At 67.9% G+C, this 12584-nt stretch carries 12 protein-coding genes and 2 tRNA genes; 8 read left to right on the top strand and 6 right to left on the bottom strand.

Features of this window, described 5'->3' with window-relative positions:
- Positions 1 to 2 precede the first annotated feature (2 nt).
- Entirely contained in the window at positions 3 to 1082 is a 1080-nt protein-coding gene (locus tag AB4Y64_RS10940) for an NAD(P)-dependent alcohol dehydrogenase (RefSeq protein WP_441816484.1), read from the bottom strand.
- A 196-nt stretch (positions 1083 to 1278) separates the two neighbouring features.
- Here AB4Y64_RS10940 and AB4Y64_RS10935 point away from each other — a divergent pair, with 196 nt between their 5' ends.
- Together AB4Y64_RS10935 and AB4Y64_RS10930 are read left to right on the top strand one after the other, a co-directional pair.
- Positions 1279 to 1761 (top strand): YajQ family cyclic di-GMP-binding protein, encoded by a 483-nt coding sequence (locus AB4Y64_RS10935; RefSeq protein ID WP_441816483.1) that lies wholly within the window; start codon positions 1279 to 1281, stop codon positions 1759 to 1761.
- 6 nt (positions 1762 to 1767) lie between these two features.
- The gene (locus AB4Y64_RS10930; protein ID WP_441816482.1) at positions 1768 to 2307 is read left to right on the top strand and encodes a DUF1415 domain-containing protein; all 540 of its coding nucleotides are present in this window, start codon (positions 1768 to 1770) and stop codon (positions 2305 to 2307) included.
- A gap of 10 nt (positions 2308 to 2317) precedes the next feature.
- Here AB4Y64_RS10930 and AB4Y64_RS10925 read toward each other — a convergent pair whose 3' ends face one another.
- The 3 genes from AB4Y64_RS10925 to AB4Y64_RS10915 are packed head-to-tail and all read right to left on the bottom strand — an operon-like array spanning position 2318 to position 4859.
- Positions 2318 to 3034 carry an HAD family hydrolase gene (locus AB4Y64_RS10925; RefSeq protein ID WP_441816481.1) on the bottom strand — a complete coding sequence of 239 codons (717 nt, stop codon included), beginning with the start codon at positions 3032 to 3034 and terminating at the stop codon, positions 2318 to 2320.
- Positions 3031 to 3738, bottom strand: coding sequence for a pseudouridine synthase (locus tag AB4Y64_RS10920; protein WP_441816480.1), 708 nt, complete (start codon positions 3736 to 3738; stop codon positions 3031 to 3033). Before AB4Y64_RS10920 ends, AB4Y64_RS10925 begins: the two co-directional genes overlap by 4 nt.
- Positions 3735 to 4859 carry a class I SAM-dependent methyltransferase gene (locus AB4Y64_RS10915; protein ID WP_441816479.1) on the bottom strand — a complete coding sequence of 375 codons (1125 nt, stop codon included), beginning with the start codon at positions 4857 to 4859 and terminating at the stop codon, positions 3735 to 3737. The genes AB4Y64_RS10920 and AB4Y64_RS10915 overlap by 4 nt, the downstream gene beginning before the upstream one ends.
- Before the next feature lie 160 nt (positions 4860 to 5019).
- Between AB4Y64_RS10915 and AB4Y64_RS10910 the strand changes: the two genes are divergently transcribed.
- Entirely contained in the window at positions 5020 to 5280 is a 261-nt protein-coding gene (locus tag AB4Y64_RS10910; protein ID WP_441816478.1) for a hypothetical protein, read from the top strand.
- A 30-nt stretch (positions 5281 to 5310) separates the two neighbouring features.
- Here AB4Y64_RS10910 and AB4Y64_RS10905 read toward each other — a convergent pair whose 3' ends face one another.
- Together AB4Y64_RS10905 and AB4Y64_RS10900 are read right to left on the bottom strand one after the other, a co-directional pair.
- A complete protein-coding gene (locus AB4Y64_RS10905; protein ID WP_441816477.1) occupies positions 5311 to 7809 on the bottom strand; it encodes an ABC transporter permease in 2499 nt (832 codons plus the stop codon).
- Positions 7806 to 8507 (bottom strand): ABC transporter ATP-binding protein, encoded by a 702-nt coding sequence (locus tag AB4Y64_RS10900; protein ID WP_441816476.1) that lies wholly within the window; start codon positions 8505 to 8507, stop codon positions 7806 to 7808. The genes AB4Y64_RS10905 and AB4Y64_RS10900 overlap by 4 nt, the downstream gene beginning before the upstream one ends.
- Positions 8508 to 8583: 76 nt before the next feature.
- Here AB4Y64_RS10900 and AB4Y64_RS10895 point away from each other — a divergent pair, with 76 nt between their 5' ends.
- The 5 genes from AB4Y64_RS10895 to AB4Y64_RS10875 all read left to right on the top strand — a co-directional run bounded on the left by AB4Y64_RS10895 (position 8584) and on the right by AB4Y64_RS10875 (position 12547).
- Entirely contained in the window at positions 8584 to 9270 is a 687-nt protein-coding gene (locus AB4Y64_RS10895; protein WP_441816677.1) for an arylesterase, read from the top strand.
- Positions 9271 to 9911: 641 nt separating this feature from the next.
- Positions 9912 to 9982 (top strand) — tRNA-OTHER (locus AB4Y64_RS10890).
- A gap of 1 nt (position 9983) precedes the next feature.
- Positions 9984 to 10051: transfer RNA gene (locus AB4Y64_RS10885), tRNA-Pro, on the top strand.
- Between the two features lie 79 nt (positions 10052 to 10130).
- Positions 10131 to 11255: a slipin family protein gene (locus AB4Y64_RS10880; protein WP_441816475.1), complete on the top strand. Its 1125-nt coding sequence runs from the start codon at positions 10131 to 10133 to the stop codon at positions 11253 to 11255.
- A gap of 68 nt (positions 11256 to 11323) precedes the next feature.
- Positions 11324 to 12547: an RtcB family protein gene (locus tag AB4Y64_RS10875; protein ID WP_441816474.1), complete on the top strand. Its 1224-nt coding sequence runs from the start codon at positions 11324 to 11326 to the stop codon at positions 12545 to 12547.
- Positions 12548 to 12584: the final 37 nt, after the last annotated feature.

Here is a 12584-nt window from a genome sequence, read left to right as displayed (position 1 = left end):
GGTCAACCGGCCTGTGAGGCCCAGCGGCCGACATCGATCACGAAGCGGTAGCGCACGTCCGCCTTCAACATCCGCTCGTAGGCTTCGTTGACCTGCTCGATGCCGATCAGTTCGATGTCGGAGGCGACGCCATGCTCGGCACAGAAATCCAGCATCGCCTGGGTCTCGGCGATGCCGCCGATCATCGATCCGGCCAGGCGCCTGCGCCGACGGATCAGCGTGCCGGCCGATACCGCCTGCGGAGCCTCGGGAATGCCGAGCAGCACCATCGTGCCGTCGAGCTTGAGCAGGTCGAGGTAGGCGTTGTAGTCGTGTTCGGCCGAGACGGTGTCGAGGATGTAGTCGAACTGCTGCGCGAGTTCCTTGAAGGCGGTGCCGTCGCGCGTCGCGGCAAATCCCCTGGCGCCCAGCGCCAGTGCATCAGCGCGCTTGGATTCCGAGGTGCTCAGCACGGTCACGTCCGCTCCGAGTGCGACCGCCAGCTTGACGCCCATGTGCCCCAGCCCGCCCAGGCCGACCACGGCAACCTTGTCGCCGGCCTTCACGCCGAAGTGCTTCAGCGGCGACCAGGTGGTGATGCCGGCGCACAGCAGCGGCGCGGCGCGGTCGAGCGGGATGGCCTCGGGGATGCGCAGCACGTAGGCCTGGTCGACGGTGATCCGCGTGGAATAGCCGCCATGGGTCGGCCGCGACCTGTCGAAGCGGTGGTCGTCCGGATTGCGCTCGAAGCTGTTGTAGGTGCCGCTCATGCCGAACTCGCAGAATTGCTCCTCGCCGGACCTGCAGTTCGCGCAGCTGCGGCAGGAGTCGACAAAGACGCCGACACCGACGTTGTCGCCGACCTTGAACCTGCTGACCCCGGCACCGGCTTTGGCCACCCGACCGACGATCTCGTGGCCGGGCACCATCGGGAAGTTCGAACCGCCCCACTCGTCGCGCGCCTGGTGGATGTCGGAATGGCACACGCCGCAGTAGAGGATGTCGATCAGCACCTCCTCCGGGCCCGGCTCGCGGCGGTCGATGGTGAAGGGGGCGAGCGGCGAACGGGCGTCCTGCACGGCGTAGGCGGGCGTCTTCAGCATGGCGCTTCCAGGCGGATTGAGGGGGGTGGAGGCATCGGGAGGCAGCCAGTCTAGCCTCGACGGGTGTCGCGCTGGGCGCAGGCGAGGGGCCATGCGGCGGAACGCAGCGTACCGTGGCTGCACTCCGTCGTTGCCTGCGCTACCCTTTGCGCCCCCGAATTCGCGCCCGAATTCGCCCAATGGAGCCGCGCCGGCCATGCCTTCCTTTGACGTCATTTCCGAAGTCGACAGCCACGAGCTGACCAACGCCGTCGACCAGGCAAATCGCGAGCTCGGCACGCGCTTCGACTTCAAGGGCGTCGAAGCGAAGTTCGAGCTCGACGACCAGGTCATCAGCCAGTCGGCGCCGAGCGAATTCCAGCTCAAGCAGATGAACGACATCCTGCGTGCACGGCTGATTGCCCGCGGCATCGATGCGCGTTGCCTGGAGTTCGGCGACGTCGAGACCAACCTGGCCGGCGCGCGCCAGAAGATCACCGTCAAGCAGGGCATCGAGCGCGAACTGGCGAAGAAGATCCAGGCCTCGCTCAAGGACGCCAAGCTCAAGGTCGACAGCCAGATCAACGGCGACAAGCTGCGCGTGATCGGCAAGAAGCGCGACGACCTGCAGGCGGCCATTGCGCTGCTCAAGGGCGCCGAGTACGAGCGTCCGCTGCAGTTCGACAATTTCCGCGACTGAGCCACGATGAGCGGCGAAGACCCCATCGCCGCGACCCGGCGCTGGCTGGAGCGCGCGGTGATCGGGCTGAACCTGTGCCCGTTCGCCAAGGCGGTGTATGTCAAGCAGCAGGTGCGCTTCGTCCTGAGCGCGGCGACCAGCACGGATGCGCTGCGCGAAGAGCTCGCCGCCGAGCTGGCCCTGCTCGCCGCGACCGACCCCGAGCAGACGGACACGACCCTGTTGATCCATCCGCAGGTGCTCGGCGAATTCCTCGACTACAACGATTTCCTCGACCAGGCCGACGCGGTGGTGGCGGCGCTGGGGCTGGAAGGCGACATCCAGATCGCGAGCTTCCACCCCGACTACCAGTTTGCCGGTACCGCGATCGACGACGTCGGCAACTGCAGCAATCGCTCGCCCTACCCGATGCTGCACCTGCTGCGCGAGGCCAGCGTCGAGCGCGCGGTGGCGGCGTTTCCGGACCCGGATGTGATCGTCGAGCGGAACATCGCGACGCTGGAGAGGCTGGGGATCGAAGGCTGGCGGCGGTTGCTGGAGACGTAAGGCCCGCTCGTCAACCCCGCGCAGGCGGGGAACCATGGACGTTGCCTTGCCAAGGCAACACCGGCTCGATCAGCGCCCTGGCCTGCACCAGCGAGTCGACCACGCGATGCCCCAGCGCCCTGGCTGCCGCATCGGGCATCACCAGGTCCGGCACCTGGATCGGGGTCATGCCCGCGGCCAGCGCGGCGCGCACGCCCGGCACCGAATCTTCCAGCACCACGCAATGCTCCGGCGTCACGCCCAGGCGCTGCGCCGCCAGCAGGTAGATGTCCGGCGCCGGCTTTGAATGAACCACGTCGCTGCCGGTTACGACCGTGACGAAGTGCGGCAGCAGCCCGCACAGTTCCAGCTTCTGCATCGCGCGCTCGCGCCGGGTCGAGGTCACCACGGCGCGTGGCACGCCGCGCTGCGCGAGCAGCTGCAGCAATTCGATCAGGCCCGGCTTCAACGGCAACCCGGCCTCGACGTGGGCGTCGTAGCGCGCCTTGCATCCCTGCAGCAGCGCCTGCAGCTGCGCCTCGTCCACGTATTGGCGCAGCAGCTCATGGCAGGCGCGGTCGGACAGGCCGACGAACGACAGCCATAACGAATCCTCGAACGCCAGCCCCAGTTCGTCGGCGGTCTCGCGCCAGCACTGCAGCAGCGCGCGCTCGCTCTCGATCATCAGCCCGTCCATGTCGAACAGGACCGCGACCGGGGTGAACTGCACCGGCGCCAGCAGGCTCATGCACCAGCCCCGAACAGGCGGGTGATGTCATCGGCGTCGAGCAGGCGCCACTGCCCGGCCGGCAGCGCGTCGAGCCCAAGCCCACCGATGCGGCTGCGGTGCAGCGCATCAACGTGGTTGCCGATCGCGGCGAACATGCGGCGAACCTGGTGGTAACGGCCTTCGGTCAGCGTCAGCGCGGCGTGGCGCGGGTCGTTGACGTGCAATTGCGCAGGCGCCAGTGGCGTGTCCTCCGATTCGAGCACCAGCGTGCCGCTGGCGAACAGCGCGCCTTCGTCGCCGCGCAGGTCCTGCGCCAGCGTGGTCTCGTAGACCTTGGCGAGCTTTGCCTTCGGCGAAACGATCCGGTGCAGCAACGCGCCGTCGTCGGTCATCAGAAGCATGCCGGAGGTGTCGCGATCGAGCCGGCCGACGCTCGACAGGATCGGCGAGCGCAAACGAAAGCGCGGCGGCAGCAGGTCGTAGATGACGCGACCGGGATCCTTGGTCGAACAGGTGTACCCGATCGGCTTGTGCAGCATCAGGGTCAGGCCGCCCGGAGGATCCAGCGGCTCGCCGTCGATGCGGATGGCATCGTGGCCGACCTTGTCGTCTGCGTAGAGCACTTCGCCGGCCGCATCGGTGATGCGGCCTTCGCGGAACATCGTCGCGACATCCTTGCGACTGCCATAGCCAAGGTTTGCGATCAGCTTGACCAGCTTCATTTCCAGTCCCTGTTCCTGGCCTTGCCCTTGTTCCTTCGCCTGTCGATAGCGCCAGCGGGCGCGACGGCGGCCGCGCGCGGCGTGGCGACAGCGGCAATGACCTTGAAGCCGTCGCGCTGCGCCACCGTGCGCACGTCGCCGAAGTGCACCGCGAGCATCTCTTCGTAAGGCAGGTGGCGATTGGCCACGAGCCACAGCTGGCCGCCCGGGCGCATCGCCTGTGCAGCGGCGGAGATGAAGGCACGGCCGATGTCAGGGCGGTCTGCCCGGCCCTGCGCGTGGAACGGCGGATTGCTGACGATCACGTCGTACTGCTGGCCTTCGAGACCACGCGTGACGTCATGCCAATGAAAGCCGAGCTGGGCACGCGAGGCCAACGGCGCGAGGTTGCTGCGCGCCAGCTCGAGCGCCCGTCCCTCGGCCTCGTACAGGTCGACCGCTGTGATGCCCGGGCAACGCGCCAGCAGCTCGCTGGCGATGTAGCCGTAGCCGGCGCCGAGATCGGCAGCGCGCCCGGCCAGCGTCGCCGGCAATTGCTCGACCAGCAGGCGCGAGGCCGGATCGATGCGGTCCCACGCGAACAGGCCGGGACGGCTCAGGAAGCGGCCTTCGGCGATCGCGCGCGGCGCGTCCGCCTGCAGCCACTGCGCGGCCAGTCCGGGATCGGCCGGGCCGTCCAACGGCGCGGTCCAGAACACGCGGCACTTGTGCTTGGACAGGTTGCCGACCGGGCCGGCAATGCGGGCCAGGTCGGCTTCACCCGCCTTGGAGCCTTCATTGTTGGACAGGCAGGCCACGACGCGACCGCCCGGAGCGCATCGCGTCAGGGCGCGTGCGAACAGCGCCCGGGCCTCGTCGCGCTGGCGCGGCGGCAGCACCAGCACCAGCGCGTGGCGGCTGTCCTCGCTGGCATCGACCAGGGTCAGCCCGGAGTGCTTGAGCGCCTCGGCCTCGGGCTTGAAGCTCTGCTCGCAGACCAGGCCGGGCAGCTCGCGCTGGTGCAGTGGCCAGCCATCGCGCGCACGCAGGAACAGTACGCCGCCGTTCTCCGGCCACGTCAGCACGCCATCGACGAAAGGAAGCAGCAGGGCTTGCAGGGCCGCGTCGTCTTCAGCGCGCATGCCGTGCACCGTTCGTGAGCGTTGTTGCGGGGAATTTTGCCGTAGTCATCGCACAATTCTACGCGGCCACGGGGCCGGTACGGCCGCTGCACCGAAGCTTCATGCCGATTCAACGCCTTGCCCGGCACCATGGAGGCAGATTCAGGCAAGGAGAATGGCGATGCGCGCGCTTTTCGTAGGCGGAATGGTCGACAACAGCGAGCTCGACCTGGACGGCAGCGAGCCGCCCCTGCATTACCCGGAGAACACCGGTGCGGGGCAATCACGCTATCGGCTGCACCAGATCGGCATGCGTGACGGCGAAATCGCCTACGCGGTATACGGCGCCCCCGACCTGCCCACCGACGAAGTCGACCGCGTCGCCACCGAGCGCGGCTACCCGCGCCGGTTCAGCGCAAAGCCGCAGATCGTGTTCCAGTAGAGCGGCATGCCCCAGTAACGCTGCGCCGTTTCAATCCTGCAACTCCCGCAGCGTCACCGATGGCGGTGCATCCAGCACGCGCCGGGTTGCGAACATGCCGGCCAGCAGCGCCGCCAGCACGCCAATGGCGGCGCCGGCGGCGGCCAGGCGCCAGTCGGTCTTCCACGGCAGGTCGAACACGCGGGTGGCGATCACGCCGGCCAGCACCGATGCGGCGATCGCCGCTGTCAGGCCCGACAGCAGGCCGATCGCCGCGAATTCCGACGCCTGCGCCAGCCGCAACTGACGGCGGCTGGCGCCGATCGCGCGCATCACCCCGCCTTCCAGCAGGCGCTCGTCCTGGCTGGCGCTGACGGCCGCCATCAACACCAGCAGGCCCGCCACCAGCGAAAACACGAACACCACCTCCACCACGGTCGAGACCTGGTCGGCGGTACTGCGAACCTGCTTGAGCACTGCATCGATGTCGATTACCGACAGGTTCGGGAAGCGTTCGACCAGGTCGGCGGTGAAGCGCGTGCGCGCCGGCGGCACGCTGACCGCGGTGATGTGGCTGGCCGGGAACCCGTCGAGCGAGCCGGGCGATGCGACGACGAAGAAATTCGGGCGGAAGCTTTCCCAGTCGACGCTGCGCAGGCTGGTGATCTTCGCGGTGAACGGCTGCCCGGCGATGTCGAAAGCGATGCGGTCGCCGATCTTCCAGCCCAGGCGCTCGGCGAAGTCCTCCTCGACCGACACCTCCGGCTGCGCCGGCTTGCGCTTGCCCCAGAAGGTTCCGGTGGTGATGCGGTTGTCATCGCGCAGCTGGTCGCCGACCGACAGGTTGAACTCGCGCTCGGCCAGGCGCTGCGCGCGTTCGCCCTGCGCCTCGTAGTCGGCGCCGGTGACGGCCTTGCCGTTATGCGAGACGAGGCGGCCGCGGATCATCGGGTAGAGCGTCGGCGCTGCAACGCCCTGCTTGGCGATGAAAGCGCGCACGTCGGCGACCTGGTCATCCTGGACGTTGATGATGAAGCGGTTCGGCGCGTCGGCCGACAACGCCACCTGCCAGCGATCGAGCAGGTCGGTGCGCACGAATGTCAGCAGCAGCAACGCCATCAGGCCCAGGCCCAGCGCAGACACCTGGGCGATGCTGGCGCCTGCCCGGCGGCTGACGTTGGCCAGGCCGTAGCGCAGGCTGCCGCGCAGGCGCGAGCGCACACGCCGGACCACCAGGATCAGCAGCCACGCCAGCAGCGCCAGCACGACCAGCGTCGCCGCGATGCCGACCAGCATCGACAGACCCAGCGTGGCCGAACCGGCCTTCCACCACAGCAGCGCGGCGAGACCGGCGAAACCGGCAATCGTCACCAGCCATGCGCTGGGCTCGGTCGGATCGAGGTCGCGACGCAGCACGCGCAACGCCGGCACGCGTCGCAGCGCCAGCACCGGCGGCGCGCCGAAGGCCAGCAGCACGACCAGGCCGACGCCATAGCCCTGCAATGCCGGCAACAGGCCGGCCGGCGGTATCGACAGTTTCAGCGCCTGCTCGAGCCAGCCGCCGATCAACCATTGCAGCCCGAATGCGAGCACGACGCCTATCGTGCTGGCGATCAGGCCAAGCATCACCAGCTCGCCGACCTGGATCGTGACCAGCGTGCGCTGGCTGGCGCCGAGGCAGCGCATGACTGCGGTTCCGGACAGATGGCGTTCGCTGTGCCGGCGCGCCGCCATCGCCACGGCCACTGCCGCCAGCACCACCGACACCAGCGCGGCCAGGCCGAGGAAGCGGCCGGCGCGATCGAGCGCGGAACGGATCTCCGGCCGCGCATCGGCAATCGTCTCCAGTCGCTGGCCGCGGCCGAGCGCCGGACGTACGCGTGCGACGAAACGTTCGACCGCGGCCGCGGGGCCGGCGATGACGAGGCGATAGCGGATGCGGCTGCCTTCCTGCACCAGCCCGGTCGAAGCCACGTCGCCGAGGTTGAGGAAGACCTTGGGCGCGACGTTGAAGTAATCCAGCGCCGCGTCGGGCTCCTGCATCACCAGCGCGGCCAGGCGGAAGCGCGCATCGCCGAGGGTGATCTCGTCGCCCAGGCGCGCGCCGAGTGTGTCGGCGCCGGCGCGGCTCATCCAGACCGTGCCCTTCGCCGGCACGGCGCCGGCATCGCGCTCGACGCCGCTGGCATCGGCGATGCGGAAGGTTCCGCGCAGGGGAAAGCCCTCGCCCAGGCCACGCAGATCGCCGAGTTGCAGGCGCTCGCCGACGCGGATCATGGTCTGCAGTTCCTGCGTCTGCGTACGCTGCAGTTGCGGATCGTTGGCCGCGTCGAGGACGACGCCGGCAATCGGCGTATCGGCGCGCACCACCGCGTCGCCACCGAGCAGGCGGTTGGCTTCGATCGCCAGCGCGCGCTCGGCGCGGTCGGTGACGAAACCCACTGCGGTCACCGCCAGCACCGCCAGCACCAGTGCCGCGATCAGGATGCGGACGTCACCGGCGGCGAGATCGCGACGCAGTTGCCGCCAGGCCAGGCCAATCATCCTCATGACGCCACCAGCCGGCCGCTGTCGAGGCGCAACATGCGGCTGCAGCGCGAGGCCAGGTGCTCATCGTGGGTGACCAGCACCAGGGTCGTGCCGGCGTCGGCGTTGAGTTCGAACAGCAGCTCGATGATTGCCTGGCCCGTGTGGGTGTCGAGGTTGCCGGTGGGTTCGTCGGCGAACAGCAGCGCCGGGCGGGTGACGAAGGCGCGGGCCAGCGCGACGCGCTGCTGCTCGCCACCGGAGAGTTGGCGCGGATAGTGCCCCAGGCGCTGCGCCAGGCCGACCTTTTCCAGGATGGTGCGCGCAGCCGACTCCACTTCGCGATCGCCGCGCAGCTCCAGCGGCAGCATGACGTTCTCGATGGCGGTCAACGACGGCAACAGTTGGAAGTTCTGGAAGACGAAGCCGACCTTCTCGCCGCGCACGCGCGCACGGCCATCCTCGTCCAGCGTCGACAGCACCTCACCGTCGAGCGTGACGCGGCCGCTGCTGGGAGTGTCGAGACCGGCGAGCAGCGACAGCAGGGTGCTCTTGCCCGAGCCGGACGCACCGACTATCGCAACCGTGTCGCCGCGGGCGATATCGAAGCCGACGTCGTCGAGGATGACCAGCTCGCCCGAGGGCAGCATCACCCGCTTGCCCAGTCCTTCGACCTGAAGCGTGGCCGAAGCCGTGGCGCGCAGTTCACGTGAATCGGCCATGATCGTCTCTATGCTGGTAGTGGAATCCGGAGCCCGAATCTCGATGTTCACCATGTTCACCAAGTCATCGCCCGCCATGAAGGAAGGATATGCGGCATCGCGCCGGCGCATTCAATGTGCCATCGGATGGGTCGCCTCGATGGCGCTGTCGCTCGCCCTCGCCACGCCAGCATTGGCACAGTCGGCGGCAAGGGCCACGCCCGCCGCAGCGCCCGCGCGCACGGTACTGGTAATGGGCGACTCACTCTCGGCCGGCTACGGCCTGGCCGCATCGCAGGGCTGGGTGGCGCTGACCGCCGACCGCATCGCCAGGGATCGCCCGGGTTGGCGCGTCGTCAATGCCAGCATCAGCGGCGAGACCACCGCGGGCGGTGCGTCCCGCATTGCCGGCGAGATCAGGCGCAGCAAGCCGGCCGTGGTGGTGATCGAACTGGGCGCCAACGACGGCCTGCGCGGACTGCCGCTGGCGCAGTCGCGCGCGAACCTTGAACGCATGATCCGCGCATCGAAGGATGCAGGCGCGAAGGTGTTGCTGATCGGCATGCGCATGCCGCCCAACTTTGGTCGTGAGTACACGCAGGGGTTCGCCGACAACTTCAGTTCGCTGGCCAGGCAGTACGGCGTGTCGCTGCTGCCGTTCCTGCTCGAGCCGATCGCACTGGACCGCAATGCCTTCCAGGCCGACAACCTGCATCCAATCGCGAGCGCGCAACCGAAGCTGCGCGATCACGTGTGGACGGCACTGGGTCCGTTGCTGAAGTAGTTCTGGCTGGCAACGCGATACATGCCGCGATGCATGCCGTTCGTCTTTCCCGATGAACGGTATTGCTTTGATTCATTCGCAAGCGTAACGTGCGCGGCCTTCGCTCCCTGCGAGCGTTCTTTCGAACATCATCTCGTCATGAAATCCAATTTCGTCATCGCCAGCCATCACGCACTGCGGCCATCCGGCCACGGTCTGGGCGCGCTCGCGCCGGCGCCGCGATATCGCGACGAAGCTGGCCACATCGACTGATCTCCTGACACATGGGAGATCGGCGACCCCGATCTCCCGAGGCAAGCGAACGCCCTCGGGTTCCACGACCCGGGGGCGTTTTGTTTTTGTCGTTCGCAAAAGCGAAGGAGACACGGATAGCGCGGTGCATCGCGTCCCGAAGCATCCGGACATGCTGGTCCGAGGAAGGGAACACTGCTGAGGCGCGTAGCGCTGTGCCGGGATGCTTCGGCACGGGCGGTGGGGGATGCATTGCCAATGAATTGGTGCCTGGCGACAGGCACCAATGCGAAGCAACGATCGAATGGATGTCCAGCGGTACGGGTTCGCGGCTTGAAGGCTGCACCCGTCCGGTGCGCGCGGCTGTGCCGTGGCGTATGCCCGACCCCATGAGGCGTTGCTTCACGAGCGGACGGTAGCTCAGAGGGAAGAGCAGCGGCGGGAGCCGTTGGTGACCGGTTCGATTCCGGTTCGTCCACCACTGGATAGCTCAGATGGGTAGAGCGTCAGCTTCGGATGCTGATTGTCGCGGGTTCGAGTCCCGCTCCAAACAACGACCTGTTACGTCGTTTACATCGGGCGCAAGCCCAAACAGGAAACGCCCCATGCGCTGTTTCGCCAGAACACCCATGTTCTGGACCAAGAGGGTCGTGATCGGTGACGGCGAGCGCGGCCTGGTGTATCGCAACCGTCAGTTTGAAGGCGTGCTTGCGCCGGGCGTGTACCGCTGGTTCGACCCGTTCGCACGGGTCGAGGTCAACGTGCACAACATTGCCCGCAGCGATTACGCAGGCAACGACACCGACGTGCTGGTTGCGGCGCTGGCCGACAACCTGTCCGCGCACTTCGTCCTGGCCAACCTCGGCATGAACGAGGTCGGCCTCGTGCTGAAGAACGGCAAGCTCGAGGATGTTCTCGCGCCGGGCAGCCGCAAGCTGTACTGGAAGGGCCTCATCGCGATCGAGGTTCAGGCGGTGTCGGTCGACGAGAGCCTGCAGGTCGATGCCGCCGTCGCCAGGCGCCTGCGTCAGCTCGGCTCGCTCGAGCGCGTCGCGGTCTCGCTGGTCGTGCCGGAAGCGTCGGCCGGCCTGGTCTTCGTCGACGGCCGCCTGCAGCGCACACTGGCTGCCGGCGCGTACGCCTTCTGGAACTTCCAGAAGAACGTCGGCGTCGAGACCATCGAGCTGCGCGTGCAGTCGGTGGAGGTTTCCGGACAGGAGCTGTTGACCCGCGACAAGGTCAGCCTGCGCGTGAACCTTGCCGCCAGTATCCGCGTTACCGACCCGGTGGCCGCGCGCACCAGGGTCGCCAAGTACGGCGACTACGTGTACCGCGAGCTGCAGTACGGCCTGCGCAAGGCGATCTCCGCCAAGACGCTGGATGAACTGCTCGGCGACAAGGCCTCGCTCGACGCCGACATCTTCGGCTACGTGCGCGGCCAGGTGGGCGAGCTCGGTGTCGAGGTGCTCGGCGTCGGCGTCAAGGACGTGATCCTGCCGGGCGAGATGAAGGACATCCTCAACTCGGTCGTGCAGGCTTCGATGTCGGCCCAGGCCAACGTGATCCGCCGTCGCGAGGAGGCGAACGCCACGCGTTCCCTGCTCAACACCGCGCGCCTGATCGAGGAGAGCCCGGTGCTGATGCGCCTGAAGGAGCTGGAGGCGCTGGAGAAGGTGACCGAGAAGGTCGACAAGCTGACGGTGTTCGGTGGCCTAGATGGCGTGCTGAAGCAGTTGGTGAGCATCAAGCAGTAAGCTCCATGCGGGCGGAAGGAACCGGCCGCGTGGATTTCACGAAACACGGAAAGACACAGGAAGGAACCATGAACATGCAACACGATTACGAACTGCTGCACGCACCCGGTTCGGCCACGCCGATCAAGGGCTGGGTGCGCGGCGTGCCGGTCGAGGACCAGGCCCGCCAGCAGCTGCGCAACATCGCCACCCTGCCCTTCGTGGGCCCGTGGGTCGCGGTGATGCCCGACGTCCACCTCGGCATCGGCGCCACCGTCGGCTCGGTCGTGCCCACGCGCGGCGCGATCATCCCGGCCGCGGTCGGCGTCGACATCGGCTGCGGCATGGCCGCGGTGCGCACCACGCTGCGCGCCGAGGACCTGCCCGATGACCTGGCGCAGCTGCGCAGCTCGATCGAGCGCGGCGTGCCGGTCGGCAACGGCCCCGGTGGCGAGCATCGCCGTCTCCCCGACAGCATCGAAACGAAGCTGGCGCAGTCGCACCTGATGGCGCGGCTGGAGCGGATCCGCGAGCGTCATCCGAAGGTCCGTCCCGACAAGGTCGAGCGCCAGACCGGCACACTGGGCGGCGGCAACCACTTCATCGAGATCTGCCTCGACGAGGCCGACCGCGTATGGGTGATGCTGCACTCGGGATCGCGCGGCACCGGCAACCTGGTCGGCACGTACTTCATCGAGCTGGCACGCCGCGAGCTGGAGAAGCGCGTGCTCGGCTTCGACCTGCCCGACCGCGACCTGGCGTTCTTCCTCGAGGGCGAGCCGTTGTTCGACGACTACGTCGAGGCCGTGTCGTGGGCGCAGGATTATGCCCGCGCCAACCGCGAGGCGATGATGGCGCAGGTGCTGCGCGAGATGCGCCATCGCCTGCCGAAGTTCCAGCTCGATGCGCAGGCGGTCAATTGCCACCACAACTACGTGCAGCGCGAGCAGCACCATGGCGAGTCGTTGCTGGTCACGCGAAAGGGTGCGGTCAGCGCGCGCGAAGGCGAACTGGGGATCATTCCCGGCAGCATGGGCGCACGCAGCTTCATCGTCCGCGGCAAGGGCAATGCCGACAGTTTCCACAGCTGCAGCCATGGCGCCGGCCGCGTGATGAGCCGTACCGCCGCGCGTGCGCGGATCACCCTGAAAGAGCACCGCGAGGCAACTGCGCACGTGGAGTGCCGCAAGGACGCGGGCGTGATCGACGAGTCGCCGGCCGCCTACAAGGACATCGAGGCGGTGATGGCGGCGCAGGGCGCGCTGGTGGAAGTGGTGCACACGTTGCGGCAGGTGGTGTGCATCAAGGGGTGAGGGGCTTCCCCTCTCGCTGGCCGCGTTCGCGGCCGTC

This window comes from Lysobacter sp. TAF61, from assembly GCF_052113485.1.
Classification (GTDB): Bacteria; Pseudomonadota; Gammaproteobacteria; order Xanthomonadales; family Xanthomonadaceae; genus Lysobacter_J.
This window is presented reverse-complemented; position numbering and strand designations above follow the sequence as displayed.

What these genes read in the sequence shown, in the direction of transcription:
- AB4Y64_RS10940 (WP_441816484.1), bottom strand. Translation starts at nt 1,082, where the DNA reads ATGCTGAAGACGCCCGCCTACGCCGTGCAGGACGCCCGTTCGCCGCTC.
- AB4Y64_RS10935 (WP_441816483.1), top strand. Translation starts at nt 1,279, where the DNA reads ATGCCTTCCTTTGACGTCATTTCCGAAGTCGACAGCCACGAGCTGACC.
- AB4Y64_RS10930 (WP_441816482.1), top strand. Translation starts at nt 1,768, where the DNA reads ATGAGCGGCGAAGACCCCATCGCCGCGACCCGGCGCTGGCTGGAGCGC.
- AB4Y64_RS10925 (WP_441816481.1), bottom strand. Translation starts at nt 3,034, where the DNA reads ATGAGCCTGCTGGCGCCGGTGCAGTTCACCCCGGTCGCGGTCCTGTTC.
- AB4Y64_RS10920 (WP_441816480.1), bottom strand. Translation starts at nt 3,738, where the DNA reads ATGAAGCTGGTCAAGCTGATCGCAAACCTTGGCTATGGCAGTCGCAAG.
- AB4Y64_RS10915 (WP_441816479.1), bottom strand. Translation starts at nt 4,859, where the DNA reads ATGCGCGCTGAAGACGACGCGGCCCTGCAAGCCCTGCTGCTTCCTTTC.
- AB4Y64_RS10910 (WP_441816478.1), top strand. Translation starts at nt 5,020, where the DNA reads ATGCGCGCGCTTTTCGTAGGCGGAATGGTCGACAACAGCGAGCTCGAC.
- AB4Y64_RS10905 (WP_441816477.1), bottom strand. Translation starts at nt 7,809, where the DNA reads ATGAGGATGATTGGCCTGGCCTGGCGGCAACTGCGTCGCGATCTCGCC.
- AB4Y64_RS10900 (WP_441816476.1), bottom strand. Translation starts at nt 8,507, where the DNA reads ATGGCCGATTCACGTGAACTGCGCGCCACGGCTTCGGCCACGCTTCAG.
- AB4Y64_RS10895 (WP_441816677.1), top strand. Translation starts at nt 8,584, where the DNA reads ATGAAGGAAGGATATGCGGCATCGCGCCGGCGCATTCAATGTGCCATC.
- AB4Y64_RS10880 (WP_441816475.1), top strand. Translation starts at nt 10,131, where the DNA reads ATGTTCTGGACCAAGAGGGTCGTGATCGGTGACGGCGAGCGCGGCCTG.
- AB4Y64_RS10875 (WP_441816474.1), top strand. Translation starts at nt 11,324, where the DNA reads ATGAACATGCAACACGATTACGAACTGCTGCACGCACCCGGTTCGGCC.